Origin of the sequence: Pseudomonas sp. 5P_5.1_Bac1 (assembly GCF_025466015.1) — a bacterium.
In the GTDB taxonomy this organism is placed as follows: domain Bacteria; phylum Pseudomonadota; class Gammaproteobacteria; order Pseudomonadales; family Pseudomonadaceae; genus Aquipseudomonas.
The window spans coordinates 40,805-64,489 of the sequence record NZ_JANLNX010000097.1 but is presented as its reverse complement, the minus strand read 5'-3'; the positions used below and the strand labels follow the sequence as shown (position 1 = coordinate 64,489).

Below are 23,685 nucleotides of genomic sequence, written 5' to 3'. Positions count from 1 at the left end.
AAGATCAAATATTATTCTTTATTTTTTATATTAGCTTATGCCGGAAAAGAATTTCACAACGGAGGAGCTGATCGTTAGCTTATAAGCGTTCGTTTTGAAGAAAGCGCCTTCTATAACCATCAAGCTTTCTCATCCGCCTCAAGGAGCCCCCAGCATGAGCGTTCAATTCATCGGCATGATCGGCCATCGCCTGTCTTCGGAAACCCTCGATGCCAGCGGCCCGATCTTCGACAAGGCGTACATCACCCGCTTTGCCCAGGTGCACGAGGACGCCGGTTTCGACCGTCTGCTGGTGGGCTACTGGTCGGATCAGCCGGACGGTTTTCTGGTCACCGCACTGGCCGGGCTGTCGACTTCGCGCATCAACTTTCTGCTGGCCCACCGCCCCGGCTTCGTCGCCCCGACTCTGGCCGCGCGCAAGCTGGCGACGCTGGAACACCTGCTGGATGGCCGCCTGGCGGTGCACGTAATCAGCGGCGGCAATGACGGCGAGCAGCGCAAGGACGGCGACTACCTGGAGCACGACCAGCGTTACGCCCGCACCGATGAATTCCTCGACGTGGTGCGCAAGGTCTGGACCGCGGAGCAGCCGTTCGACCACCACGGTACGCACTACCAGGCGCAGAACGCCTTCTCGGCGATCAAGCCGCTGCAGAAACCGCACCTGCCGGTGTACTTCGGCGGGTCGTCGCAGGCGGCGCTGGAAGTGGCCGGCAAGCACGCCGATGTCTTCGCGCTGTGGGGCGAGTCGCTGGCGCAGACCCGCGAAACCATCGCCGCCGTGCGCGCCGAGGCGGCCCGGCACGGGCGTGAAATCCAGTTCAGCGTGTCGTTCCGGCCGATCATCGCCGAGACCGAAGACGCCGCCTGGGCCAAGGCCGACGCCATCCTCACCACGGCCCGCCAGCGCCTTGAGCGCTCCGGCCCGGTGATCGCCAACAAGCCGCAGAGCGTCGGCGCCCAGCGCCTGCTGGACACCGTCGCCCAGGGCGAGCGGGTCGACGAACGCTTGTGGACCGGCATCGCCGCGCTGGTTGGCGGCGGGCATAACTCCACCGCGCTGGTGGGCACCGCGGAGCAGGTGGCCGACGCCTTGCTGGCCTACTACGACCTTGGCGTGACCACCTTCCTGATTCGTGGCTTCGACCCGGTCAATGACGCCGAGGATTACGGCCGCGAACTGCTGCCGCTGACCCGCGCCAAAGTCGCCGCCCGCGAGGCACAACGCGGCGCCTGATGGTCTTTCTTTCACGCTGAAACCCACGAGACCGCACGCGCGGATCGTCCGCCACCGTGCCTTGCCAAGGCACCTGGAGATGCTCCGTGTCCGATGCTCTGCGCACCACTCAAGCGCGATCCCTGCTTCTCGATGCCCGCGAGGTCCTCGCCGGCCTGCTGTTTCTCGGCTTCGGCAGCGCCGGCCTGGTGATCGGCGGCGACTACGCCACCGGCACCGCCATGCGCATGGGCGCCGGCTATTTTCCCTGGCTGGTGAGCCTGGCCCTGTGCGGGCTGGGCGTTGCCCTGCTGGTGCGCGGGCTGGCGCTGCCCCGCGAGCGGGTGGCGCTCGGCGAGCTGTTTCAGGCGCGGGTGGGCCTGTCCATCGGCGGCAGCGTGGTGGCGTTCGCCTTGCTCCTGCCGAGCCTTGGCCTCGGACTTTCGACGCTGTTGATGACCCTGCTCAGTGGCCTGGCCCGGCGCCGCGCCAACCTCGCCGAACTGACCGTGCTCGGCTGTGTGCTGGGACTGTTCAGTGTGCTGGTGTTCGCCTACGGGCTCGGCCTGAACCTGCCGGCCTGGCCGGTCTGAGGACGGATCATGGAATTGCTCGACCACCTGGGCATCGGCCTCGAAGCCGCCTTCACCCTGAACAACCTGCTGTACTGCCTGCTCGGCGTCACCCTCGGCACCCTGGTCGGCGTACTGCCGGGCCTGGGGCCGGTGGCGACCATCGCCATGCTCTTGCCGATCACCTACGGCCTGACCCCGGCCGCCGCGCTGATCATGCTCTCGGGTATCTATTACGGCGCGCAGTACGGCGGCTCGACCACGGCGATCCTGGTCAACCTGCCGGGTGAGTCGTCCTCGGTGGTCACCTGCCTCGACGGCCACGCCATGGCCCGCAAGGGCAGGGCGGGAGCGGCGCTGGCGATCGCCGCCATCGGCTCGTTCATCGCCGGCAGCCTGGCGATCCTGCTGCTGGCCGCCGCAGCCACGCCGCTGGCGGAAGTCGCGCTGAAATTCGGCCCCGCGGAATATTTCTCGCTGATGCTGCTCGGCCTGGTGGCGGCGATCGTGCTGGCCCAGGGCGATGTGCTCAAGGCCGTGGCCATGACCCTGCTCGGGCTGTTGCTCGGGCTGGTGGGCACCGACGTCAATTCCGGCGTCGAGCGCTTCACCTTCGGCATTCCGGCGTTGAGCGACGGCATCAGTTTCGTGGTGATTTCCATGGGCATCTTCGGCATCGCCGAAATCATCGCCAACCTCGAACGCGATCACGGCGGCGTGCCGCGGGTGGCGCGGGTCGGCAGTCTGTTGCCGTCGAAAGACGACTACCGCCGGAGCTGGAAACCGATCCTGCGCGGCACCGGCCTCGGCGCGCTGCTGGGCGTGCTGCCCGGCGGCGGGGCGATGCTCGGCTCGTTCGCCTCGTACATGGTGGAAAAGCGCCTGGCGAAACAGCCCGAGCGCTTCGGCCAGGGCGCCATCGAAGGCGTTGCCGGCCCCGAGTCGGCGAACAACGCCGGCGCGCAGACCTCGTTCATTCCGATGCTGGTGCTGGGCCTGCCGTCCAACGCGGTCATGGCGCTGATGGCCGGGGCCATGATGATTCACGGCATCGTCCCCGGCCCGCAGGTGATCGACGACCGGCCCGAGCTGTTCTGGGGCCTGATCGTCAGCATGTGGATCGGCAACCTGTTGCTGCTGGTGCTCAACCTGCCACTGGTAGGCATCTGGGTGCGCCTGCTGGCGGTGCCGTACCGCCTGCTGTACCCGTCGATCCTGCTGTTCTGCTGCATCGGCGTGTACAGCGTCAACAACAGCCTGTTCGACGTGCTGCTCACCGTTGCTTTCGGCCTGCTCGGCTACTTGTTCATCAAGCTGCGCTGCGAGCCGGCGCCGCTGCTGCTGGGCTACCTGCTCGGCCCGCTGATGGAAGAAAACCTGCGCCGGGCAATGCTGCTCTCGCGGGGCGACCCGACGGTGTTCGTCACCCGTCCGCTGAGCCTGACCCTGTTGATCATCTGCGTCCTGGTGGTGGTGCTGATGCTCTCGCCACGGGTTCGCGCCACCCGCCAGGTGGCCTTCAGCGAAGACTGAATCCTTCTCCGATCCCTCTGTTCCAGGAACCGCCCATGAAACTCGCCAAACCCCTGAAATTCGCCCTGGCCGCCCTGGCCCTGGGCATCACCGGCCTGGCCCAGGCCGACAACTACCCGAGCCGCGCCGTGACCCTGATCGTGCCGTTCCCGCCGGGTGGCGCGGCGGACACTGTCGGCCGCTACTATGCCGAGCAACTGTCGGCCTCCCTCGGCCAGCCGGTGGTGGTGGACAACAAACCGGGCGCCGGCACCGCCATCGCCGCCGAGGCCGTGGCCAAGGCCAAGCCGGACGGCTACACCCTGTCGCTGGCCACCGCCGGGCAACTGGCGATCCTGCCCAACCTGCAAAAAGACCTGCGCTACGACTGGAAGAAAGACTTCGTGCCGGTCGCCGTCGTCGCCTCGGTGCCCAACGTGGTCGCGGTCCAGGCCAGCAGCAAGATCGACTCGCTGGCGGGCCTGATCGCCGAGGCCAAGGCCCATCCGGGCGCGCTGAGCTACTCGTCGTGCGGTAACGGCACGCTGTGCCATTTGTCCGGCGAACTGCTCAAGCACCTGTCCGGCGCCGACCTGCTGCACGTGCCGTACAAAGGCAGCGCGCCGGCGGTGACCGGCTTGCTCGGCGGCGAAATCGACGTCGCTGTGGACACCCTGACCGTGCTCGCGCCGCAGATCCAGGCCGGCAAGCTCAAGGGCCTGGTCCTGAGCAGCGCCGAGCGCTCGCCGTTGCTGCCGAATGTGCCCAGCGCCACCGAAGCCGGGTTGCCAGGATTCGTCGCTTCCGGCTGGTTCGGCATCGTCCTGCCCAAGGGCGCGGCGCCGGAACTGGTGCAGAAATTGAGCGGCGCCATCGAGGTCATCGCCAAAGCGCCGCAGACCGCGGAGCGCTTCGGCCAGAACGGCATCAGCGTCGAACACAGCTCGCCTGAAGGCTTTGCCGAACTGATTGCGCAGGACAACACCCGTTGGGGTGAGGTGATCGAGGCGGGGAAAATCACGTTGGAGTGAGGTTCAACAGGGGGCGGCGAGGTGCCTGATATCGCGAGCAAGCTCGCTCCTACTGTTCAGGCCCTGCGAGGCAGATTTCAGCTTTTCTGAAAACACTTTTCAGTAAGCCCCCTCTGCCCGCACCCCCATCGCCCGGCTACGCTTGCCCTTTTGCGACAGGGTGAAGCACGCATGGCGCGCCTGGATATCAATCGCTCTGGCGAGCTGGAGGTGTTGGTTCGGGTGGTGGAGACGGGCAGTTTCTCGGCGGCGGCGCGGGATCTGCGTATGACGCCTTCCGCCGTGAGCAAGCTGGTCGCGCGCCTGGAAACCCGTCTGGGTTCGCGGCTGTTCAACCGTTCCACCCGGCAATTGAGCCTGACTCAGGAAGGCCGCGCCTATTACGAGCGCGGCGTGTGCCTGCTCGCCGATCTGGATGAGCTGGAGCGCAACGTCGCGTCGCAGGACGCGCCCCGTGGCCGGGTACGGATCAACGCCAACCTGGCGTTCGCCTGGCATTTTTTGCTGCCGCTGGTGCCGTTGATGACCGAGCGGCTGCCGCAGGTGATGCTGGATCTGGTGCTCACCGATGAAGTGGTCGATGTGCTCGGTCAGCGCACCGATATCGCCGTGCGCGCGGGGCCGATGAAGGATTCCAGCCTGGTGGCGCGCAAGCTGGGGCAGACGCCCATGGTGATCGTCGGCTCGCCGGACTATCTGCAACGCCATGGCATGCCGGACAGCCCGACCGCGCTGCAGCGTCACAACCTGCTGACGGCCAATTACCGGCGGGCCTATAACGGCTGGCCGTTGCTGGACGGCGGCGAGGTGGTGAAGATCGTTACCCACGGCAGTGTCCAGGCCAGCGATGGCGAGGCGCTGCGCCTGTTGGCGCTGAATGGCAGCGGGCTGGCGCGGCTGGCGTTGTTCCGGGTGCGCGAGGACATCGCCGCCGGGCGGCTGGTGCCGGTGATGGAAGCGTTCAACCCCGGGGACCTGGAAGAGATCCACGCGGTGTTCGTCGGCCAGGATGGCCATGTACCGCTGCGGGTGCGCGCGGTGCTGGATTTTCTTGTCGAGCACGTTCACGTCGAATAAGCGCCGTGCTCCCATCCTTGGCGTCGAGGTGCGGTTCGTGAGCAGTCAGGCCATTTCCATCGGCGTCGATCTCGGTACGTCCAGCACCCGCGCGGTGGCGCTCGATGCCCAGGGCAATTTGCGCGGCGCGGCGCGGGTGGGCGGTGTTCCGCCGGGGCTGCGGGCCGGGCCGGGCATCGGGTTCGACGCACTGTTCGAGTCGGCGCTGACGGCCATTGCCCAGGCGCTCGCCGAGGCGGGCAGCACGCCGGGGCAGGTGGCCGGGATCGCCGTGTGCGGACAAATGGCGGGGTTGTGCGCGGTGGATGCCCGGGGCCAGGCGCTGGGGCCCAGCGATTCCTGGCTGGACCTGGACTGCGCCAGCACCCTTGACCTGCTACGCCCCCACGAACACGGGATTATCCAGCGCTCCGGCAGCCAGTTGATCGCCGGCCACGGGGCGAAATGGCTGCAGATGCGTGACCAGCAACCGGCGCGCTATCGCCAGGTGTGCAAGCTGACGACGCCCTCGGCCCTGGTCGCCTTGCAACTGGCCGGGCTGGACGGCAGCGAGGCATTTTTCGACACCACTCACCTGGGCTTCAACAACTTCGCCGACACACCTACTGCGGGTTGGAACCTGGCGCTGGTGCGGGCGCTTGGCCTCGATGCCGATCATCTGCCGCGAATCGTCGAACCCTGGGAACGGATCGGCGGATTGTCGCGCGCATGCGCCGAGCGTCTCGGCCTGCTGGCAGGCACGCCGGTCCATGCCGGTTGCGGTGACATCGCGGCGACCCTGCTGGGCAGCGGCGCGGTCGAGGACGGCCAGTTGGTGGACATCGCCGGCACCGGTTCGGTGCTCTGCGCGGTGCGCCGCGATTTTACCGTCGACCACTCGCACAAGACCCTGCTGACCCTGCGCCACTGCTTGCCGGACCTTTACTACAGCGCCGCTTATGTCGGCGGCGGCGGGCTCAATCTCGACTGGCTGGCGTCACTGCGCGAGCAGGTGCGCCCGCCTCATGAAGTCAGCGCGGCGTTGCGCGAGCACGGCGCGGTGCCGCCCTTGTTGTTCGCGCCGCACATGGGCGGGCGCCATTTGCCGTTGGCGGCGGACTGGCGCGGAGCCTTCGTCGGGCTGTCCTGGCAGCACAGTCTGGCGGATTTGCAGCGGGCGGTGATTGAGGCCACCGCCTACGAATACGCCGGTTTTCTCGACGCCATGCTCGCGACCGGCGTGTGCTCGGGCGAGGGCGCGGTGCTGGTGGTCGGCGGCGGTGCCGCGAGCGAGGCGTGCAGCCAGATCAAGGCCGACGTTCTGGGTTTGCCCTATCGCCGGCATGGCGTGTTCGAGGCGGCGGCGCTGGGTGCGGCGTTGCTGGCGGGGTATGGCGCGGGCACGTTCAGCGATCTGCGCGAGGCGGCGTTGCGGGCGGCGGGGGCGCCGGGCGGCAGGGTCCGGCCGGACCCGGCGCGACACGGCCTTTACCGACAGCGCCGGCAGGTGCAGGCGCGGATGCTGGTGGCGCTGGCGCCGGTGTTTGCCGAGCTGGCGCAGTTACCGCGAATGTAGCGTCATGCTCCGACCGGCGTCAGCAGCCGCCGCGCCGGGGTGTCCAGTTCGTTGAAATAGCGCACCGCGAAGTCGACGAAGGCCTTGACCCGCCGGGGCAGTTTCTTGCCGCCTTCGGTCAGCAGGTGAAAACCTGCGGCCGGACAACTGAAGTCTTCCAGCAGCGGCACCAGGCGGTTCTCCTGGATGTCCTCGGCCACTTCCCAGACGGATTTCCAGGCGATGCCCAGCCCTTGCAGCGTCCACTGGCGCAGGGTGAAACCGTCGTTGACCAGGCGATTGCCCTTGACCTGCACCGAGAAGGTTTCGCCGTCGCGGGTGAAGCGCCATTTGTCCTGGGGGAAGTCCGCCTGCAGGTGGATCAGGCAGTTGTGCGCCGCCAGGTCTTCGGGGGATTGCGGTGCGCCGTGACGGGCCAGGTAATCGGGGGAGCAGCAGACGATGCGCCGGTCGCCGCCGAGGGAGCGGGCGACCAGGGTGCTGTCGGGCAAGTTGCCGTAGCGGATGGCGATGTCCGAGCCCGACTCGACGAAGTCCAGCAGGCGGTCGGTGAAAAACAGGCGCACGGTGACGTGGGGGTGTTCCTCGACGAAGGCGTCCACCAACTGGCTGACCCACTGGCGGCCCAGGTCGGTGGGGCAGGTGACGCCGATGGTGCCGCGCAACTGGGCGTTGCCGCCGCGGATCACGCTGTCCAGCGCCTCGACGTCCTCGAGGATCTTCAGCGCCGCCTCGAACAGATAAAGGCCCTCGGCGGTGGGGCTCAGGCCGCGGGTGTTGCGCTTGACCAGACGCAAACCATAGAACTCTTCCATGGCCTTGAGGCGGCCGCTCATCGCGGCCGGCGACAGGCCCAACTGGCGCCCGGCCATCGACAGCGAACCGGCTTGTACCACCAGCCGGAACAAGCGCAGGTCCTGGAGTCTATCGGCCATGAAGTGTGCTCCTCGTGGTTGTTTCATCAAGTATGGCGGACGCCATTCTTCATGCCTGGTTAAAGCCTGGCAATCACCGTATGGAAGAAGCCTGAATAAATAAGCGCAGCTTTCAGTCTGGCTGAAAAGTCATTCCGGGAAACTCGAATACCTGCTTGTTCAGCGTGCTCCTAAGATGGCGACAGGCTCAACGCTAAGAGGAGTTGAAAGATGTCCGCACTATCGAGTCAAGCAATCAACGGCACTCAGGAAGTCGCCGATCTGTTTCGCAGCGCCATGGGCCGCTTTGCCGCGTCCGTGACCCTGGTCACCACCATCGACGAGCACTGCTGCCCCCACGGCCTGGCCGCTACCGCGTTCTCCTCGGTATCCATGGACCCGGCGTCGGCGCTGGTCTGCGTCAACCGCAGCAGCAGCGCTTCGCCCATCATCAAGCGCTCCGGGCTGTTTTGCGTGAACATGCTGCAACGCGAGCACGAGGCGCTGTGCGCCATCTTCAGCAAGCCGGAATTGCGTGACCGGCGCTTCGTCGATGGCGATTGGGCGGTGGGTGAAAACGGCCTGCGTTATTTGCTCGACGCCCAGGCGTCGATCTTCTGCGAAGTTGTCCAGGAAGTGGATTACGGCTCGCACACCATCTTTATCGGCAATGTCATGAACGTAATAACCCAGTCGCTGGAATCACCCCTGGTTTATATGGGTGGGCGTTTCCGCGAACTGGCAGCCTGATTGCAATAACCGTACCCCTCCAATAAATACAAGAAGTGGTGTTCACATGTATGGCTTCAGTTCCAGGGCGCGCGTGCTGCTGCCCTCCCTCAAGCTTTCCGCGCAGGCGTCCGGCATCACCGGCCCGCTGCTCGGCCTGCTGCTGTTGTGTCTGGTGCTCAGCCTTGCCACCGACGCTTTCCTGACCCTCGGCAACCTCCTGAATATCCTCGACCAGGTGACCGTGCTCGGCATCATGGCGCTGGGCATGACGCTGGTGATCCTGATCGGCGGCATCGACTTGTCGGTGGGCGCGGTGCTGGCCGTGTCGATCATGGTCATGAGCTGGGCCGAACGAGTGCTCGGCCTGCCGATGGGCCTGGCGATCGGCGCCGCCTTGCTCACCGGCGCCGCCTGTGGCGGCATCACCGCCGGCCTGGTGGTGCGAGCCGGATTGCCGTCGTTCATTGCCACCCTGGCGATGATGTCGATGGCCCGCGGGGTCGCCTATATGGTCACCGACGGCACCCAGATCAGCGGCTTTCCCGAATGGTTCGGCAACTTGTCGATCATCCGCTACGCCGGCTTCATCTCGCTGACCGTGGCCTGTTTCGTGGTGCTCGCCGTGCTGTTCTGGTTCGTCATGCGTTTTACCGTGGCCGGACGCAGCCTCTACGCCATCGGCGGCAGCGCCAAGGTCGCCAAGCTGTCCGGCATCCGGGTCAAGACCCACACCGCCATCGTCTATGTGATTTGCGGCATCACCGCGGCGCTCGGCGGGGTGATCCTCACCTCGCGGCTGGACACCGCCGGCGCCGGTGCCGGGGTCGGTTATGAGCTGGACGTGATCGCCGCCGTGGTGATCGGCGGCGGCAGCCTCAAAGGCGGCGTCGGCAGCGTGGCCGGGACCCTGGTCGGCGTGCTGATCATCGGCGTGCTGCGCAACGGCCTGAACCTCGCCGGGATTTCACCCTTCGTCCAGCAGGTAATCATCGGCGCGGTGATCGCCGCCGCGGTGATGCTCGATGCGATGAAACGCAAGAACGCCTGACCCCCACAAGCTCCTCACAACCACAATAAATCCCGGAGGCGTCCATGCACGTTTTCTCTGCGCCCGTGCGCGCGTTTTTTGCCCTGTTGCTGCTCTTGCCGGCCCTGGCCCATGCCGAGAGCAAACCGCTCAAGGTCGGTATGTCGATCCCCAGCCTGCAATGGGTGTTCTACCTGATGGTGCGTGACGGCGTGATGGAGCAGGCCGAGGGCCTGGGCATCGACCAGGTACTGGTGGCCGACGCGCAAGCCGATCCGGCGCGCCAGGTCAGTCAGATTCAGGACATGCTCAGCAAAGGCATCGATGTGTTGCTGTACACCGCCACCGGCTCGGCGGCGTCCGCGGTGCCGGTGCGCCTGGCCAAGCAGCAGGGCGTGCCGGTGGTGTGCGTCGACAACTTCCCGAAGAACGTCGAATGCGATGCCTACATCTCCACCGACAACACCGGCGCCGCCGCCGAACTGGCCCGCCAGGTGGTGCGCCTGACCGGTCCGCAGGCGCAGGTCGGCCTGCTCCAGGGCACCCTCGGCGACACCACCGAGCTGACCCGCGCCGAAGGTTTCGACGTCGAGCTGGCGAAGACACCGAGCATCCAGGTGGTCGATCGCAAGCCCACCGACTGGCTGCAGGACAACGGTTTCAAGGTCGCCCAGGACATGCTGCAAAAGCACCCCGGCATCAACGTTTTCGTCGGTCGTTCGGACGCTCCGGCCCTCGGTGCGGCCCAGGCCGTGCGGGTCGCCAACGTCGAGCACAAGGTGTGGATCTTCGGCTACGACGGCTTGCCGGCGGCGCTGGAAGCGGTTCGCGACGGCAAGATGGACATGACCATCACCCAGCAGGCCGTGGAAATGGGCCGCACCGCGCTGCGCACCGCGGTGGCGCTGAAAGCCGGTCAGACGGTGGAGAAGCGCCAGTTGCTGCCGGCCTTCGTCACCACCCGAGACAACGTCGATGCCTTTATCGCCCGGCACCCGTAGGAGTCTGACCATGAACCCGACAACCGTTGACGCGCCGTTGTTTCGCGCCGAGCAACTGGGCATGTCCTTCAACACCGTCAGTGTGCTGGAGAGCATCAGCCTGGAGATCGGCCGCGGTGAAGTGGTGGCGTTGCTGGGCGAGAACGGCGCCGGCAAATCGACCCTGTCGTCGATCATCGCCGGCTCGCTGTGCCCGACCCGCGGCAGCATGCAGCTCGATGGCCAGGCCTACGCGCCGACCTGCCCGAAGGACGCCATCGCCCTTGGCGTGAACATGATCCACCAAGAGATCCAGTTGCTGCCCGAGCTGAGCGTGGCCGAGAACATCTTCCTCGGCCACCTGCCGACCCGCCATGGCGTGCTGGACCGCGAGCGCATGCGCCGCGAGGCGCGGGTGCAGCTCGAACGGCTGGGCCTGGATATTTCGCCGGACACCCTGGTGCGCGACCTGCGCATCGCCGCCCAGCAACTGGTGGAAATCGCCAAGGCGCTGACGCTCGAATCGCGCCTGCTGATTCTCGACGAGCCCACCGCCGCGCTGGGTTCGGAAGAGACCGAACTGCTGTTCCGCCAGATCGAGGTGCTCAAGCGCGAAGGCGTGTCGTTCATCTACATCAGTCACCGCATGGAAGAGATCGGGCGCATCGCCGACCGCGTGCTGGTGATGCGCGACGGCCATCTGGTGGCCCGTCATGAGCGCGCCGATGTGGCGGTGGACACCCTGGTGGCGCAGATGGTCGGGCGTTCCATCGAGCGGCTGTTCCCGGCCATTGCCGCGCCGCAGTCGCATGAGGTGCTGCAGGTGCGCGGGCTGTCGTGCCGGAACCAGCGCTTCCGCGATATTTCCTTCTCGGTGCGCGGGGGCGAGGTGTTCGGTATCGCCGGCATGGTCGGCGCCGGCCGCAGCGAAGTGATTCGCGCCATTGCCGGGGTCGATCCGGTGGCCGGCGGCGAGGTGCGGGTGGACGGCAAGCCGTTGCGCCTGGACGGCGTGCGCGCCTCGATTGCCGCCGGGGTGGTGCTGGTGCCCGAGGACCGCAAGGGCGAGGGCGTGGTGCTCGATCATTCGATCGCCGAGAACCTGGCCTACTGCAACCTCGACCGCCTCGGTGCGCGCGGCCTGCTGTCGCGGCGGCGCATCGACGCCTTCGCCAGTGAGCGGATCGCCAGCCTCGGGGTCAAGGGCGACCCCGGCAAGCACCTCGACAAGCTCTCCGGCGGCAACCAGCAAAAGGTGGTGATCGCCAAATGGATCGCCCGCGAGCCGAGGGTAATCATCCTCGACGAGCCCACCCGCGGCATCGACATGGGCGCCCGCGCGGCGATCTACCAGTTGATCGCCGACCTCGCCGCCACGGGCGCGGCGGTGGTGGTGGTCAGCTCCGACCTGGACGAAGTGATCGGCCTGTCGCACCGGGTGATGGTCATGGCCCGCGGCGCTTGCCAGGGAATTCTCGACGGCGAGCAGGTGGCGCCGGAATCGATCATGGCACTGGCCACGGCCTGAGGAGGTTTTCCATGCAAACCATCGAATACCGGCACCTGGACGAAACACCGTTCGAGGCCCTGTTGGACTTGCGCGGCAAGGTCGCGGTGGTCACCGGCGGCAGCTCCGGCATCGGCTTGGACATCAGCCGCCGGCTGGCCCAGGCCGGCGCCCGCGTGGTGATTGGCAGCCTGGCCCGCGAGCGCACCGACGAATTGCTCGACGAAGGCCTGGCGGTGAGTTTCGTCGCCACCGACGTGTCGCGCCGCGAGCAGATCGAACGGTTGGCGGCCGAGGCGGGAGGGCAGGGCGGCCTGGATATCTGGGTGAACAACGCCGGGATCTATCCGCTCAGGCCGGTCGCGGCGGTGGACGAGGATTTCTGGGACCGCATGCAGGCGATCAACACCCGCGCGGCCTTCTTCGGCGCCCAGTGCGCCCGCGCGCAGATGCTCCGCCACGGCCGTGGCGGCAGCATCGTCAACCTGTCCTCGGTGTGCGGCCACCGGCCGATGGCCAACCACGTCACCTACGACACCAGCAAGGGCGCGATCCTGGCGATGACCCGCAGCCTGGCCAAGGACCTCAGCCGCGACGGCATCCGGGTCAACTCGATTTCGCCGGGGCTGACCGCGACGCCGGGCAACCTCGAACCTGAGCTGTTCCGCCAGCACCAGCAGAACCGGGTGCTGGAAAACATCCCGCTGGGCCGCCCCGGCGAGCCGTTCGAGATCGCCAACGTGGCGCTGTTCCTGGCCTCGCCGCTGGCGTCCTACATCACCGGCACCGACATCACGGTCGACGGCGGCTGGCTGCTTCACGGCAGTTGATCGCCCGACCTATCGCCAGGGTGCCCGCGTGGGCACCGTGGCCCGCTATCGCCTGATAGCCACTTGTAAGGAGAACCACGATGAAACTCGCAATGTTCATGCAGCCCTTGCACCACAAGGGCTGGGACTACCATGAGATGTACGACCAGGACATCGCCTGCGTCGTGCATGCGGACAAGGTCGGTTACGACGAAGTCTGGGTTGGCGAGCACACCTCCCAGCGCACCGAGCCGATCACCAACGCGCTGCAATTCCTCTCCGCGCTGATCCCGCTGACCCAGCGCATCAAGCTGTGCACCGGCGTGCTCAACCTGCCGCACCACCACCCGGCGCGGATTGCCGCCGACGCGGCGATGTTCGACCACATGAGCCGTGGCCGTTTCCTCATGGGCATCGGCCCTGGCGGCCTGGCCTCGGACTTCGAGGTCTACGGCAGCAACGGCAAGGACCGCGGGCGGATGATGGTCGAGTGCTACGAGATGATCCAGCGCATCTGGGGCAGCGACGCGCCGTACCAGTTCGCCGGTGAGTTCTTCGACGTCTCGCTGGTCAACACGGTCAACCACGAACTGGAAATCGGCTACATGCCCAAGCCGTTCCAGCAGCCGTTCCCGCGGGTGGCGACTACCGCCATGAGCCCGTTCTCCGGCACCGCCAAGCTGGCCGGCAGCCGCGACTGGGACCTGATGTCGGCCAACTTCAACCCGACGGCCACCGTCGCCTCGCACTGGCAGGCCTACCGCCAGGGCGCCGAGGCCGCCGGGCACCAGGCCGACCCGCGCAACTGGCGGGTGGCGCGCTCGGTGTTCGTCGCTGACTCCCAGGCCCAGGCCGAGGACTACCTGGCCGACCCGAACTGCACCCTGCGGCGCTACTTCGATTACATGATCGACAACCTCGCCAGCAACAACTACATGCAGATCTTCAAGACCCGCCCGGACATGACCGACGCCGAAGTCACCGTCGATCACTGCATCCGCGAAATGGTGATCTACGGCAATGCCGACAGCGTGGTCCAGCAACTGGTCGCCTTCAGCGAGCAGACCGGCCCGTTCGGCACCCTGATGACCACCTTCCACGAGTGGGACAACGAGGCCCTGTGGCGCCGCTCCATGGAACTCACCGCCCGCGATGTGATGCCGCAACTGAGCCGCTTCATGCAGCCCCGGCTCGACGCTGCGCTGGCCGTCGGCGCCTGAATGCTGTCCCCGAAAGACTACTGATCCACAGGTGGAAAATGACCCTGACAGTCGATTCAAAGCACGCCGCTGACTTCGCCCTGACGCCCGCCGAACTGGCGCGGCTTCGCGACAAGGCGCAGTTCATCCGGCTGGAAACCATACGCCTCATCGAGATCGCCAAGGTCGGCCACTACACCTCGGTGTTTTCCGCGGCCGAGCTGTTTGCCGCGCTGTATTACGACGTGATGTCGCTGCGGCATGGCGAGCCGAAATGGGCCGGGCGCGACCGCTTCATGATGGGCAAGGGCCACGCCGCCGTGGGCCTGTTCCCGGTGCTGGTGGAGTGGGGCTTCTTCGCCCGGGAGATCCTCGACGGCTACACCCGCCTGGGCAATCCGCTGGGCGATCACCCGGACATGCGCAAAGTGCCGGGCGTGGACTTCTCCTCCGGCTCCATCGGCCACGCCCTGTCGGGCGGGCTGGGCATGGCCATGGCCGGGCGCATGCTCGGCCAGGACTTCACCACCTTCGTCATGCTCGGTGACGGCGAGATGCAGGAAGGCCAGGTGTGGGAGGCGGCGATGGCGGCGTCCCACCACAAGGTCGGCAGCCTGGTGGCGATCGTCGACCGCAACGGCTTCCAGCTCGATGGCAGCGTCGACGACGTGATCGGCATCGAGCCGCTGGCGGACAAATGGCGCGCCTTCGGCTGGGACGTGTACGACGTCGACGGCCACAACCTCGCCGAGCTGACGCCGCTGCTGCGGCGGATCAAGGCCGAGCGCAACCGCGAGCGGCCGGTGTGCATCATCGCCCAGACGCTCAAGGGCAAGGGCGTCTCGTATATGGAGACCGAGCCGGGCTGGCACCTGGGCTACCTCGACCCGGAAGACGCCCAGCGCGCCATCGATGAAATCAAGAGCAAGGTGATCTGAACATGAACACTGCACCCCTGTCCGCGAACTCCTGGCAGTACCGCGCCCTCAACACCCAGACGCCGGGCCTCGACGCGCTGTCCGACGCTTTGCTCGAACTGGTCGAGCAGGGCGAGCCGGTGGTCGCCGGCACCGCCGACCTGCAGTACTCCAACGGCCTGGCGAAATTCGCCGAACACTGCCCGGAGCGCTTCGTGCAGTTCGGCATCTCCGAGCAGAACATGGTGTCTTGCGCCGCCGGCATGGCCGCGGTGGGCATGAAGCCGTTTATCGCGACCTTCGCTTCGTTCCTGCCGCTGCTGTGCTGCGAACAGATCCGCATGGACGTCGCCTATTCGGCGCTGCCGGTGCGCCTGATCGGCCATCACGCCGGCATTTCGCTGGGCTTCTATGGCACCTCGCACCACGCCACCGAGGACCTGGCAATCATGCGCGCGATCGCCGACATCACCATCGTCGCCCCGGCCGATGCCAACCAGTTGAAGGCGGCGATCAAGGCCTCGGCCCATCATCCGCAGCCGATCTACTTCCGCATCCAGCGCGGGCGTGATCCGGTGGTCTACGAACAAGAGCCGCTATTCGAATTCGGCAAGGCCACCGCGCTGCTGACGGGCGAGGAACTGACCATCATCGCCACCGGTTCCACCGTGCACCCGGCGTTGCAGGCCGCGCGCGCGCTCAACGTCCAGGGCCGCTCGGTGGGTGTGCTGGACATGACCACGGTCAAGCCGCTGGACGTCGAGGCGGTGTTGCGCGTGGCGCGGGAAAGCCGGGCGATCCTCACCGTCGAAGAGCACAACATCCTCGGCGGCCTGGGGGGCGCGGTCTGCGAGGTGATCGCCGAAGCCGGCATCGGCACCCGCGTCCGCCGCCACGGGATCTACGACGAGTACAGCCTGATCGCGCCGCCGACTCACCTCTACCGCCATTACCGCCTGGATGCCGAAGGCATCGAAAGCGTGGCCCGTGAACTGATCGACTGAGCCTCGGCGGGGCAGGCCACTGGCTTGTCCCGCCCCCTCCGGATCTCTTGCCCGACAACAATAATCAGAGAGCAAGCATGAACCTGACCCACCCTGATTGCCGCCGCCCCGGCGGCTGACGCTTCTCGCGACAACCCCACAGCAAACGACTCGCGCCGCGTTCTGGCGGCGGGTGAGTGCGCCTGTTTCCCGCGCGCTCGCCAGGGATGGCTGTCGCCCGCTGTTTCCGATCGCCCGCACAACAACGACAACAACGAGCGGAGCAAAACCATGAAGCGTATTTCCCTGAACCTGCTGGCCGGCACGACCCTGGCCAGCCTGCTGATGCCCGTGCCGGCCAGCGCCCTGGCGTTCACCGGCTACCTGCGCAGCGGCATTGGCGGCGCCGACGGCGGTGGCCCGCAACGCTGCTTCCAATTGCCCGGCGCGCCGTCCAAATACCGCCTGGGCAACGAATGCGAGCAGCTTGCCGAACTGCAACTGGCCCAGGACCTGATCAAGCCAGGCGACGGCTCGACCCTCGGCGTCGAAGGCATGGCCCAGTTGTTCAACGCCTATGGCCACGACCTGCAGTTTCGTGGCGAGCATGGCTACTCGCGGATGGTCCAGTTGTACGCGCAATGGCGCGACATGCCGGCCCTGAATGGCGGCTCGTTCTGGGCCGGGCGCCGCTACTACCGACGCAACGACATCCATATCTCCGACTACTTCTACTGGAACCAGAGCGCCACCGGCTTCGGCTTCGATGACGTGGCCATCGGCGACCTGAAATACAGCTACGTGTTCTCGCGCAAGGACAACCTGTTTCAGGAACCCTATATCAACCGGCATGACGTCAATGTCGGCGGCTTCCAGAGCAATCCGGGCGGCGAGATCGAACTGGGCCTGAGCTACCTGCAACGCCCCGACAGCCACGACGGCCATAGCGGTTGGTCGGTGGCGCTGCAGCACAAGCAAAAGGGTTTTCTCGGCGGCCTCAACACCTTCGCCGTGCAATACGGCCGCGGACCGGGCACCGCGCTGGGCTACACCGGCGACCCGACCCTGGACCGCGACAACCAGAGCTGGCGGGTGGTGGAGTATTTCGACTGGCAAGTGACGCCGCGTTTTGGCGGGCAGTTCCAGGTGGTCTACCAGCAGGACAAGCGCCCGCGGGGTGACGACCAGAACTGGCTGTCGCTGGGTGTGCGTCCGGTGTATGCCCTGAGCGAGCAGTTCAAGCTGATCACCGAACTGGGCCGCGACCAGATCGACGCCGCGGGCGGCACCCGCACCTTGACCAAATTCACCGTGGCACCGACCTGGTCACCCAAGGGCCCGGGCTTCTGGAAGCGGCCGGAGGTTCGTCTGTATTACACCTGGGCGCAGTGGAACGAAGCGGCGCAACGGGCGGCCAGCCAGATCGCGGCGGGCTCGGCGCTGTCCGACAGCGGGGCATTTGGCCGCGCGCTGCATGGCGGGAATTTCGGGGTGCAGGTGGAGTATTGGTGGAAGTGAGGTCGACGTGGCCCCGTTGCCCTTGAAATTGAGCGCCGCACATGCGGCGCTCGATCTCAAGGACGCGGTGACCCTACCAAAGCACCTCGGTACTGCGCAGCCACTGGTGAATCGACTCCCGCCGCGGCTGCCAGCCCAGCAATTGCCGGGCATTCACCGCCCGCACCCGGCTGTTGGAGCCAATGGCGAAGCGTGCCCAGTCGCCCAGTTCGGCAATGGCGTCATCCGCCGGCCAGCTTTCGATTCGGCCTTCGAAGCCCAGCGCATGGCTGATCGACGTGGCGATCTCGATAAACGACGCCTCACCGTTCTCGGCAAAGAACAACGACGCCGACGGCGCTTTTTCCACCGCCAACCGGTACAGCTCGGCGAGGTCTTCGATATGCACGTTGGACCAGCGATGCACGCCAGCCCCAAGGTACGCACCCGCGCCGAACTGGCGTGATTTCGCCAGCAGTTTCGGCAGTTGGTCGCTGGCGGTCGGCAGGCCGAGGGCGTCGCCGTAGATCATGGTGGGGCAGAACACCACGGCGCGAATGCCGTCTTCCACGCCGGCGCGGCGGACTTGTTGGTTGATCGCCACGCGGTCGCGGCGGATGTCCATGGGCTCGAATGGCGTCTCGTCGGTGAAGATCGCCTCGCGTTCATAGGCGCCACGGGCATCGTCGCCGACCACGCTGGAACCGGAGGTGTGGATGAACGCCTTGCCGCTGCCGCGCAGGGCGTTGATGAAGGTCTCGACGCTGGCGAGGTGGTCGGAGTCGGCGGTGTGCACCACGGCGTCGGCGGCCTGCGCCTCGCGGGTGAGGATAAAGGCGTCGTCCAGGGTGCCGAGCACCGGGCGGATGCCCAGTGCCTGCAGGGCATCACGCTTGGCGGGGTCGCGAATCAGGCCGGTGACCTCGTGCCCGGCATCGGCCAGGTACTTGGCAACGGAACCGCCGATGTAGCCGGAGGCGCCGGTAATGAAGATTTTCATCGAAGACCTTTCTTGTTTGAGAGTGGAAGGAAGCGCGTTGAGCGCGACGCTAGGGTTTGTACGAAAAGTCGCCGAGCGGCGATCAGGCGAGCCTGTTTTCAACGCAGCATGATCGTCGCGCAGGCACTTTTTGTACGAAGCCTAGGGTAGAAATCCGCCACCTTTCCCACCAGCCACTGACCGGGAACAACAGTTGTGAGGTCAAGTCGTAGCGGTTTTTGGCGAATTCTGTTTACGCGGGAAGTGAATACGCCCGGTGTGTCGATCCGTAATAGATTCGTGCCGATAACAACGACAAGAGGCGCGACACCATGGATTACCAACTGACCGGCAAGAACGTCCTGATCACCGGCGGTGCCACCGGCATCGGCAGGGCGATCGCCCAGTGCTTTCTCGCTGAAGGCGCCAGGGTGGTGATCAGCGGCCTGACCGAGGATCAGGTCGGCCAGGCCTGCCGGGAACTCGGCCCGAACTGCGCCGGCATGGCCGGCGACCTGACCCAGCCGGGTGTCGCCGACGACCTGGCTGACTTCGCCCGGCGCCAGGGTCGGGTGGACTACCTGATCAACTGCGTCGGCATCTTCGAGGTGCGGGATTTCTTCGAGACTGACGATGCCCAGTGGTTTCGCTATTTCGACGTCAACGTCATGACTGCGGTGCGCATGAGCCGCCTGTTGATGGCCGACATGCTGGCGGCGGGCGAGGGCTCGATCGTGTTCATCAGCAGCGAGTCGGGGGTCAAGCCGCAGCCGTGGATGGTTCACTACGGGGCGATGAAATCCTGCCTGCTCGGTGTCTCCCGTGCCTTGGCCGAACTGACCAAGGGCACGGCGGTGCGGGTCAACAGCATCCTGCCGGGGCCGACCAGCACCGACGCGGTGAAGCACTATCACGCGGAAATCGCCGAGGAAAAGGGCATCAGCCCGCAGCAGGTGGTGGCCGACTACTTCGACCAGACCGAACCCACCTCGCTGATCCGCCGCATGATCGAGCCCGAGGAAGTGGCCCGCAGCGTGCTGCACCTGGCCGCGTCGCCGGCCCTCAACGGCATGGCCATGCGTGTCGAGGGCGGGACCATTCGCAGCATTCTCTGATCAGCAGGCCTGCAGGCTGACCTGGCGGCGGCGCCACAGCAGCCACGCCAGCGGCAGGTGCACCAGCAGCGCGGCGGTGACCCCGGCCCAGGGCGTGAGGGCCAGTTGGCCGCTTTCCACCAGCAGGCTGCCGGCCCGCTCACCCAGGGTGATACCGAGGTTGAACGCGGAAATGTTCAGCCCCGAGGCGAAGTCCACGGCGCCCGGTGTGTGCAGGCGGGCGGTGGAAAGCATGCCGGTCTGGAACGCCGGGGTCATGCCGAAGGCGACCACGCCCCAGATGAACACCGTCACCACCATCAGCGATTTGTACGGCAGCGCCAGGGCCAGCGCCACCAGGGTCAGCGCCAGTGCCACGAACAACAGGCGGAGGCTGCGTTCCCAGCCGAGGCTGTCGGACATCCGGCCGCCCAGCAGGTTGCCGAGCATGGTCGCCACGCCGAACACCAGCAACAGGGCGCTGGCGCCGGTGGCCGAGAAGCCGGTGATGTCGGTGAGGATCGGGGTGATGAAGGTGAAAGCCGAGAAGCTGGCGCCGAAGCCGAGCACGGTGACCAGCATCATCGCCCAGATCGCCGGACTGCCCAGCGCGGCCAGTTGGCCCAGGGCATTGCCGGCGTTGCCGGCCGGTTGCCGGGGCAGCCAGGCGGCAGTGGCGAGCAGGGCCAGCAAGGCCAGCAGCGCCACGGCGTAGAACGGCAGGCGCCAGCCCAGGGCGTTACCGAGGTAGCTGCCCAGCGGGACACCAATCACCATCGCCAGGGTCAGGCCGGCGAACATCGCCGCGATCGCCTTGCTGGCCTGGCCTTCCCGGGCCAGGCTGGCGGCCACGGTAGCGCCGATGGCGAAGAAGCTGCCGTGGGCCAGGGCGGTGATGATCCGGCCGAACAGCAGCACCGGGTAATTGGGCGCCAGGGCCGACACCAGGTTGCCGGCCAGGAACACCGCGATCAGGCTCAACAGCACCGTCTTGCGGGGGAAGCGGCCAAGGCCGATGACGATGAATGGCGTGCCGATCGCCAGCGCCAGGGCGTAGAGCCCCACCAGGCTGCCGGCGCTGGCCAGGGAAATATCGAAGGCTGCCGAGATCGACGGCAGGATGCCGACGATGATGAATTCCGCCACGCCGATGGCGAAAGCGGTGATGGCGAGGGTGAGGATGCCGGGGTGCAATCCCGTGCTCGAGGTGGTGCGCATAGTGGTTCTCCGGGTTGGATCGCGAGAGGTGCAGCAAGCCGTCGCCGGGGTTCTGGTTTTTGTGGAGGCGTTGGGCGCGAGGGGCTGGACGTTGTGGTTATGGCCCCGGTGCAGCGCTCGGGCGCTGCGGTTCGTGGCGTCTACTCTGCGGCACGCGAGGCGGGCGGGGTATCCGGGCGGGCGGCACATCATTTGTGCCGTGGCGTCATGGGTGGTGATGGCGGGGCACAGGTAGGCCGTTATCACGGCGGGGAAGATCTTTTTTACCGTTCTTCGGCCTAATGAGCCTCTATTTATGACGTCTTGGAAAGTACGCCTCTTTTCGCTCATTCCCGTCCTGCTGGCGCTCGCCAGAATGGTCTCGGTGGGGGTGGGCGCCTCCTTGATTTCCAGCGTCGGCTTCACGCTTGGCTGGAGCCTCTACGGACTGCTGGGACTGTTACTCGGAGGCGTCTGCTGGGTGGCGGGTGGGGCGGGGCGTCGCTGCGTCATCGGTTTCGCCGAGGCGAGAGCACTGAGCCGAGCGGGCTCGTTTCAGGCATCCCGTGGAAGAGGAGCATTCAGAATGAGCGAGACACTGCAGCAGGATCTCTACGGCCGCTTGTACCTTGGCAATCCGCCCCTGGTCAAAACCCGCGATTTCGAGGACATCGACGCCGCCACCAAATACAGGCCGCCCCGCGCCTTCGGCCTGTGGCCCCGTGGCTGGTTGGCGGGCGGGCGCAACGAGGACACAACCGTTGCAGCGCCAGCTCCCGCGAGAGCGCCGTAAGTGCATGCGGCAAATCGACGACCTGCTCAGCTCGCAGTGGCCGGCGGCGCGAACGGATTACCACACAGCCCGACCCCTTCCTGATGCGGCCAGGTCTCGACGAGGAAGTCCCGCACTGACTTGATCCGCGCACTTTCGCGCATCGAACGGTGGGTGCACAGCCAGACTTCGCGGCTCAGTTCGGGCACATCCATCACCAGTTCCAGACTGGGGGTCAGGCGGGCGGTGCGTTTTTCCACGATGCCGATGCCGCCACCGGCAATCACGCAGTCGTAGATCCCCAAGGTGTGATTGCAGCGCAGCCACGGCGCCGGCGCGCCGTCCAGACGTTCCCACCAGGCTTCCATGGTCTGGTCCATCCGTGATTCATCCAGGCCGACGAAATCCAGCTCGGCCCAGGCGCGCGCCGCCAGTGCTTCGCGCTTCTGCGCGGCGTAGCTACTGGAGGCATACAGGGCGAATTCGATCTCCCCCAGCGGCTCGGCGATCAGGTCGGTGGCGTCCGGCCGGGCATAGCGCAGCGACAGGTCGGCCTCGCGCCGGGTGAGGTTGACCGGGAACGGCGTGGTGAGGATTTCCATGCCCAGCAGCGGGTAACGGGTGCGGATCGGCGCGAGCAGGGCGGTCACCAGGAACGACAGCCATTCATCGGCATTGACCCGCACCGTGCCTTCCACGGTCTCCGGCGAATCGGCTTCGCGCAGCACTTCGTTGGCCGCGCCCTCCATCTGTTCCGCCCAGCCGACGATGCGCTGGCCAAAGGCGGTGGCGAAGCAGCCGGTCGAGGTGCGTTCGAGCAGTTGTCCGCCGAGTTGTTCTTCCAGCGCATCGAGGCGCCGCGACAGCGTGGCGGTGCTCAAGCGCAGGCGCTGGGCCGCGCGTTTCAGGTTGCCGCTGCGGACCACCGCCAGCAGCACATGCAGGTTGTCCCATTCCAGGCGTTTCATATATGCAACCGTACGTTAGGAAGTTGGTGGTTGAGGTGCATAAATGTAGGTCATATGCTGGCCAGGTTCAAACGTCGGGAGATTAGAAATGCTGCAGAAAAAGACCCTGACCGAGCGCATCGTCCACGCGCTCGGCTTCGAATTCTTCGCCTTGTTGCTGTGTGCGCCGACCATCGCCCTGGTGATGGACAAACCGCTGATGAGCGCCGGTCTGTTGACCCTGGCGATCTCGGTGACCGCGACCTTGTGGAACATGCTGTACAACGTGCTGTTCGACCGGCTGCAAAACCGCGTCGGTTTCCAGCGCACACCGCTGATCCGCATGCTTCACGCCCTCGGTTTCGAAGGCGGGCTGATTCTGGCGGTGGTGCCGATGGCGGCGTGGTGGTTGTCCATCGGCCTGGTCGAGGCGTTCCTGATGGAAGTGGGCTTGCTGGTGTTCCTGCTGCCGTACACCTACCTGTACAACCTCGGGTTCGACAGGTTGCGCGAGCGGTATCTGGCGCGGCAGGTGGATGTTGGCGTGAAGTGCTGAGGGCTCCGTGGAAGCGTGCGTGCTGGCGATTTTCGCGAGCAAGCTCGCTCCTACGGGGTGGGTGGGTGGGTGGGTGGGGCATCAGCTTTTGAAGCACAGCACCTTTGACGTCAGCTTTTGCAACACCTCATCTCGCTGATTGCTGGTGATCGATTGCACCAGCACCATTCCTCGGTCCGGCTTCGAACGCGATGGATTGATCTCGAGAATGGTGCTGGTGACCTTGAGCACATCCCCCGGCCGGGTCGCCTGGGGCCAACTGATTTCCCCTCCGGCGCCAATCACGCCGCGGCCCAGCGGGAAGCTGGCGACCAGCAGTTTCATGGTCAGCGCCGCGGTGTGCCAGCCGCTGGCGGCAAGGCCCTGGAAGAAGGTGTCGCGTGCCGCCTCCGGGTCGGTATGGAAGGGCTGCGGATCGTACTGACGGGCAAAGCGGATGATCTCTTCGGCGTCCAGCGGATAGTGGTCGCTGACAAAAACATCGCCAACCGCCAGGTCATCCAGATAGATTGGTGGCTGGATTTTTCCTGCGTCCATTTTGTTTTCCTCTGACAGGGTCTGGTCGAAGTTCATCGTCCAGACTCGCGGCCCGACATTCAACCCCTGACGAGT

The 23,685-nt window shown here is 66.1% G+C and carries 23 protein-coding genes; 18 read left to right on the top strand and 5 right to left on the bottom strand.

Going from position 1 to position 23,685, the window contains the following annotated elements:
* Window positions 1-154: 154 nt before the first annotated feature.
* The 6 genes from NTD82_RS21270 to NTD82_RS21245 all read left to right on the top strand — a co-directional run bounded on the left by NTD82_RS21270 (window position 155) and on the right by NTD82_RS21245 (window position 6,963).
* On the top strand, window positions 155-1,237 hold the full coding sequence (locus tag NTD82_RS21270; RefSeq protein ID WP_095159652.1) for an LLM class flavin-dependent oxidoreductase: 1,083 nt from the start codon (window positions 155-157) through the stop codon (window positions 1,235-1,237).
* Between the two features lie 86 nt (window positions 1,238-1,323).
* Window positions 1,324-1,809 (top strand): tripartite tricarboxylate transporter TctB family protein, encoded by a 486-nt coding sequence (locus tag NTD82_RS21265; RefSeq protein ID WP_262130116.1) that lies wholly within the window; start codon window positions 1,324-1,326, stop codon window positions 1,807-1,809.
* 9 nt (window positions 1,810-1,818) lie between these two features.
* Complete coding sequence (locus tag NTD82_RS21260) at window positions 1,819-3,321, top strand: tripartite tricarboxylate transporter permease (protein ID WP_262130115.1); 1,503 nt, start codon at window positions 1,819-1,821, stop codon at window positions 3,319-3,321.
* A 35-nt stretch (window positions 3,322-3,356) separates the two neighbouring features.
* Entirely contained in the window at window positions 3,357-4,331 is a 975-nt protein-coding gene (locus tag NTD82_RS21255) for a Bug family tripartite tricarboxylate transporter substrate binding protein (protein ID WP_095159654.1), read from the top strand.
* Window positions 4,332-4,502: 171 nt separating this feature from the next.
* Window positions 4,503-5,408, top strand: coding sequence for a LysR family transcriptional regulator (locus NTD82_RS21250; protein ID WP_262130114.1), 906 nt, complete (start codon window positions 4,503-4,505; stop codon window positions 5,406-5,408).
* Window positions 5,409-5,445: 37 nt separating this feature from the next.
* Window positions 5,446-6,963, top strand: coding sequence for a xylulokinase (locus NTD82_RS21245; RefSeq protein WP_262130113.1), 1,518 nt, complete (start codon window positions 5,446-5,448; stop codon window positions 6,961-6,963).
* A gap of 2 nt (window positions 6,964-6,965) precedes the next feature.
* On the opposite strand, the gene NTD82_RS21240 is transcribed toward NTD82_RS21245, so the two are convergent.
* The gene (locus tag NTD82_RS21240; protein ID WP_262130112.1) at window positions 6,966-7,898 is read right to left on the bottom strand and encodes a LysR family transcriptional regulator; all 933 of its coding nucleotides are present in this window, start codon (window positions 7,896-7,898) and stop codon (window positions 6,966-6,968) included.
* Between the two features lie 210 nt (window positions 7,899-8,108).
* Between NTD82_RS21240 and NTD82_RS21235 the strand changes: the two genes are divergently transcribed.
* From NTD82_RS21235 to NTD82_RS21195, 9 genes are all read left to right on the top strand, one after another.
* Window positions 8,109-8,627 (top strand): flavin reductase family protein, encoded by a 519-nt coding sequence (locus NTD82_RS21235; protein WP_095159657.1) that lies wholly within the window; start codon window positions 8,109-8,111, stop codon window positions 8,625-8,627.
* Between the two features lie 46 nt (window positions 8,628-8,673).
* On the top strand, window positions 8,674-9,657 hold the full coding sequence (locus NTD82_RS21230) for an ABC transporter permease (protein ID WP_262130110.1): 984 nt from the start codon (window positions 8,674-8,676) through the stop codon (window positions 9,655-9,657).
* 44 nt (window positions 9,658-9,701) lie between these two features.
* Window positions 9,702-10,637 carry a substrate-binding domain-containing protein gene (locus tag NTD82_RS21225; protein WP_095159659.1) on the top strand — a complete coding sequence of 312 codons (936 nt, stop codon included), beginning with the start codon at window positions 9,702-9,704 and terminating at the stop codon, window positions 10,635-10,637.
* A 10-nt stretch (window positions 10,638-10,647) separates the two neighbouring features.
* On the top strand, window positions 10,648-12,144 hold the full coding sequence (locus NTD82_RS21220; protein WP_095159660.1) for a sugar ABC transporter ATP-binding protein: 1,497 nt from the start codon (window positions 10,648-10,650) through the stop codon (window positions 12,142-12,144).
* A gap of 11 nt (window positions 12,145-12,155) precedes the next feature.
* Window positions 12,156-12,953, top strand: a complete 798-nt coding sequence (locus NTD82_RS21215) for an SDR family NAD(P)-dependent oxidoreductase (RefSeq protein WP_095159661.1) — start codon at window positions 12,156-12,158, stop codon at window positions 12,951-12,953.
* An 80-nt stretch (window positions 12,954-13,033) separates the two neighbouring features.
* Window positions 13,034-14,152, top strand: a complete 1,119-nt coding sequence (locus NTD82_RS21210; protein ID WP_095159662.1) for an LLM class flavin-dependent oxidoreductase — start codon at window positions 13,034-13,036, stop codon at window positions 14,150-14,152.
* A gap of 38 nt (window positions 14,153-14,190) precedes the next feature.
* The gene (locus NTD82_RS21205) at window positions 14,191-15,069 is read left to right on the top strand and encodes a transketolase (RefSeq protein WP_095159663.1); all 879 of its coding nucleotides are present in this window, start codon (window positions 14,191-14,193) and stop codon (window positions 15,067-15,069) included.
* Window positions 15,070-15,071: 2 nt separating this feature from the next.
* Window positions 15,072-16,052 (top strand): transketolase family protein, encoded by a 981-nt coding sequence (locus tag NTD82_RS21200; protein ID WP_262130109.1) that lies wholly within the window; start codon window positions 15,072-15,074, stop codon window positions 16,050-16,052.
* Window positions 16,053-16,376: 324 nt separating this feature from the next.
* Entirely contained in the window at window positions 16,377-17,549 is a 1,173-nt protein-coding gene (locus NTD82_RS21195) for a maltoporin (RefSeq protein WP_410017075.1), read from the top strand.
* 73 nt (window positions 17,550-17,622) lie between these two features.
* Here NTD82_RS21195 and NTD82_RS21190 read toward each other — a convergent pair whose 3' ends face one another.
* Window positions 17,623-18,528: an NAD-dependent epimerase/dehydratase family protein gene (locus NTD82_RS21190; protein WP_262130106.1), complete on the bottom strand. Its 906-nt coding sequence runs from the start codon at window positions 18,526-18,528 to the stop codon at window positions 17,623-17,625.
* Between the two features lie 311 nt (window positions 18,529-18,839).
* On the opposite strand from NTD82_RS21190, the gene NTD82_RS21185 reads away from it, so the two are divergent.
* Entirely contained in the window at window positions 18,840-19,622 is a 783-nt protein-coding gene (locus NTD82_RS21185; protein WP_095159667.1) for an SDR family NAD(P)-dependent oxidoreductase, read from the top strand.
* On the opposite strand, the gene NTD82_RS21180 is transcribed toward NTD82_RS21185, so the two are convergent.
* Window positions 19,623-20,819, bottom strand: a complete 1,197-nt coding sequence (locus NTD82_RS21180) for an MFS transporter (protein WP_262130105.1) — start codon at window positions 20,817-20,819, stop codon at window positions 19,623-19,625.
* A gap of 565 nt (window positions 20,820-21,384) precedes the next feature.
* Between NTD82_RS21180 and NTD82_RS21175 the strand changes: the two genes are divergently transcribed.
* Window positions 21,385-21,591 carry a hypothetical protein gene (locus NTD82_RS21175; RefSeq protein WP_262130104.1) on the top strand — a complete coding sequence of 69 codons (207 nt, stop codon included), beginning with the start codon at window positions 21,385-21,387 and terminating at the stop codon, window positions 21,589-21,591.
* A 26-nt stretch (window positions 21,592-21,617) separates the two neighbouring features.
* Here the strand turns inward: NTD82_RS21175 and NTD82_RS21170 are convergent, their stop codons facing one another.
* Complete coding sequence (locus NTD82_RS21170; RefSeq protein WP_262130103.1) at window positions 21,618-22,538, bottom strand: LysR family transcriptional regulator; 921 nt, start codon at window positions 22,536-22,538, stop codon at window positions 21,618-21,620.
* Window positions 22,539-22,626: 88 nt separating this feature from the next.
* Between NTD82_RS21170 and NTD82_RS21165 the strand changes: the two genes are divergently transcribed.
* Window positions 22,627-23,073, top strand: a complete 447-nt coding sequence (locus NTD82_RS21165; protein WP_262130102.1) for a multidrug/biocide efflux PACE transporter — start codon at window positions 22,627-22,629, stop codon at window positions 23,071-23,073.
* Between the two features lie 81 nt (window positions 23,074-23,154).
* Here the strand turns inward: NTD82_RS21165 and NTD82_RS21160 are convergent, their stop codons facing one another.
* Window positions 23,155-23,610: a MaoC family dehydratase gene (locus tag NTD82_RS21160; RefSeq protein WP_095159712.1), complete on the bottom strand. Its 456-nt coding sequence runs from the start codon at window positions 23,608-23,610 to the stop codon at window positions 23,155-23,157.
* Window positions 23,611-23,685 lie beyond the last annotated feature (75 nt).

Excerpts from the sequence above, each read along its gene's own strand:
- NTD82_RS21190 (WP_262130106.1), bottom strand. The coding sequence starts at position 18,528 with ATGAAAATCTTCATTACCGGCGCCTCCGGCTACATCGGCGGTTCCGTT.
- NTD82_RS21235 (WP_095159657.1), top strand. The coding sequence starts at position 8,109 with ATGTCCGCACTATCGAGTCAAGCAATCAACGGCACTCAGGAAGTCGCC.
- NTD82_RS21215 (WP_095159661.1), top strand. The coding sequence starts at position 12,156 with ATGCAAACCATCGAATACCGGCACCTGGACGAAACACCGTTCGAGGCC.
- NTD82_RS21250 (WP_262130114.1), top strand. The coding sequence starts at position 4,503 with ATGGCGCGCCTGGATATCAATCGCTCTGGCGAGCTGGAGGTGTTGGTT.
- NTD82_RS21255 (WP_095159654.1), top strand. The coding sequence starts at position 3,357 with ATGAAACTCGCCAAACCCCTGAAATTCGCCCTGGCCGCCCTGGCCCTG.
- NTD82_RS21260 (WP_262130115.1), top strand. The coding sequence starts at position 1,819 with ATGGAATTGCTCGACCACCTGGGCATCGGCCTCGAAGCCGCCTTCACC.
- NTD82_RS21205 (WP_095159663.1), top strand. The coding sequence starts at position 14,191 with ATGACCCTGACAGTCGATTCAAAGCACGCCGCTGACTTCGCCCTGACG.
- NTD82_RS21165 (WP_262130102.1), top strand. The coding sequence starts at position 22,627 with ATGCTGCAGAAAAAGACCCTGACCGAGCGCATCGTCCACGCGCTCGGC.
- NTD82_RS21180 (WP_262130105.1), bottom strand. The coding sequence starts at position 20,819 with ATGCGCACCACCTCGAGCACGGGATTGCACCCCGGCATCCTCACCCTC.
- NTD82_RS21270 (WP_095159652.1), top strand. The coding sequence starts at position 155 with ATGAGCGTTCAATTCATCGGCATGATCGGCCATCGCCTGTCTTCGGAA.
- NTD82_RS21200 (WP_262130109.1), top strand. The coding sequence starts at position 15,072 with ATGAACACTGCACCCCTGTCCGCGAACTCCTGGCAGTACCGCGCCCTC.
- NTD82_RS21240 (WP_262130112.1), bottom strand. The coding sequence starts at position 7,898 with ATGGCCGATAGACTCCAGGACCTGCGCTTGTTCCGGCTGGTGGTACAA.
- NTD82_RS21170 (WP_262130103.1), bottom strand. The coding sequence starts at position 22,538 with ATGAAACGCCTGGAATGGGACAACCTGCATGTGCTGCTGGCGGTGGTC.
- NTD82_RS21195 (WP_410017075.1), top strand. The coding sequence starts at position 16,377 with ATGCCCGTGCCGGCCAGCGCCCTGGCGTTCACCGGCTACCTGCGCAGC.
- NTD82_RS21185 (WP_095159667.1), top strand. The coding sequence starts at position 18,840 with ATGGATTACCAACTGACCGGCAAGAACGTCCTGATCACCGGCGGTGCC.
- NTD82_RS21230 (WP_262130110.1), top strand. The coding sequence starts at position 8,674 with ATGTATGGCTTCAGTTCCAGGGCGCGCGTGCTGCTGCCCTCCCTCAAG.
- NTD82_RS21225 (WP_095159659.1), top strand. The coding sequence starts at position 9,702 with ATGCACGTTTTCTCTGCGCCCGTGCGCGCGTTTTTTGCCCTGTTGCTG.
- NTD82_RS21175 (WP_262130104.1), top strand. The coding sequence starts at position 21,385 with ATGAGCGAGACACTGCAGCAGGATCTCTACGGCCGCTTGTACCTTGGC.
- NTD82_RS21220 (WP_095159660.1), top strand. The coding sequence starts at position 10,648 with ATGAACCCGACAACCGTTGACGCGCCGTTGTTTCGCGCCGAGCAACTG.
- NTD82_RS21160 (WP_095159712.1), bottom strand. The coding sequence starts at position 23,610 with ATGGACGCAGGAAAAATCCAGCCACCAATCTATCTGGATGACCTGGCG.
- NTD82_RS21210 (WP_095159662.1), top strand. The coding sequence starts at position 13,034 with ATGAAACTCGCAATGTTCATGCAGCCCTTGCACCACAAGGGCTGGGAC.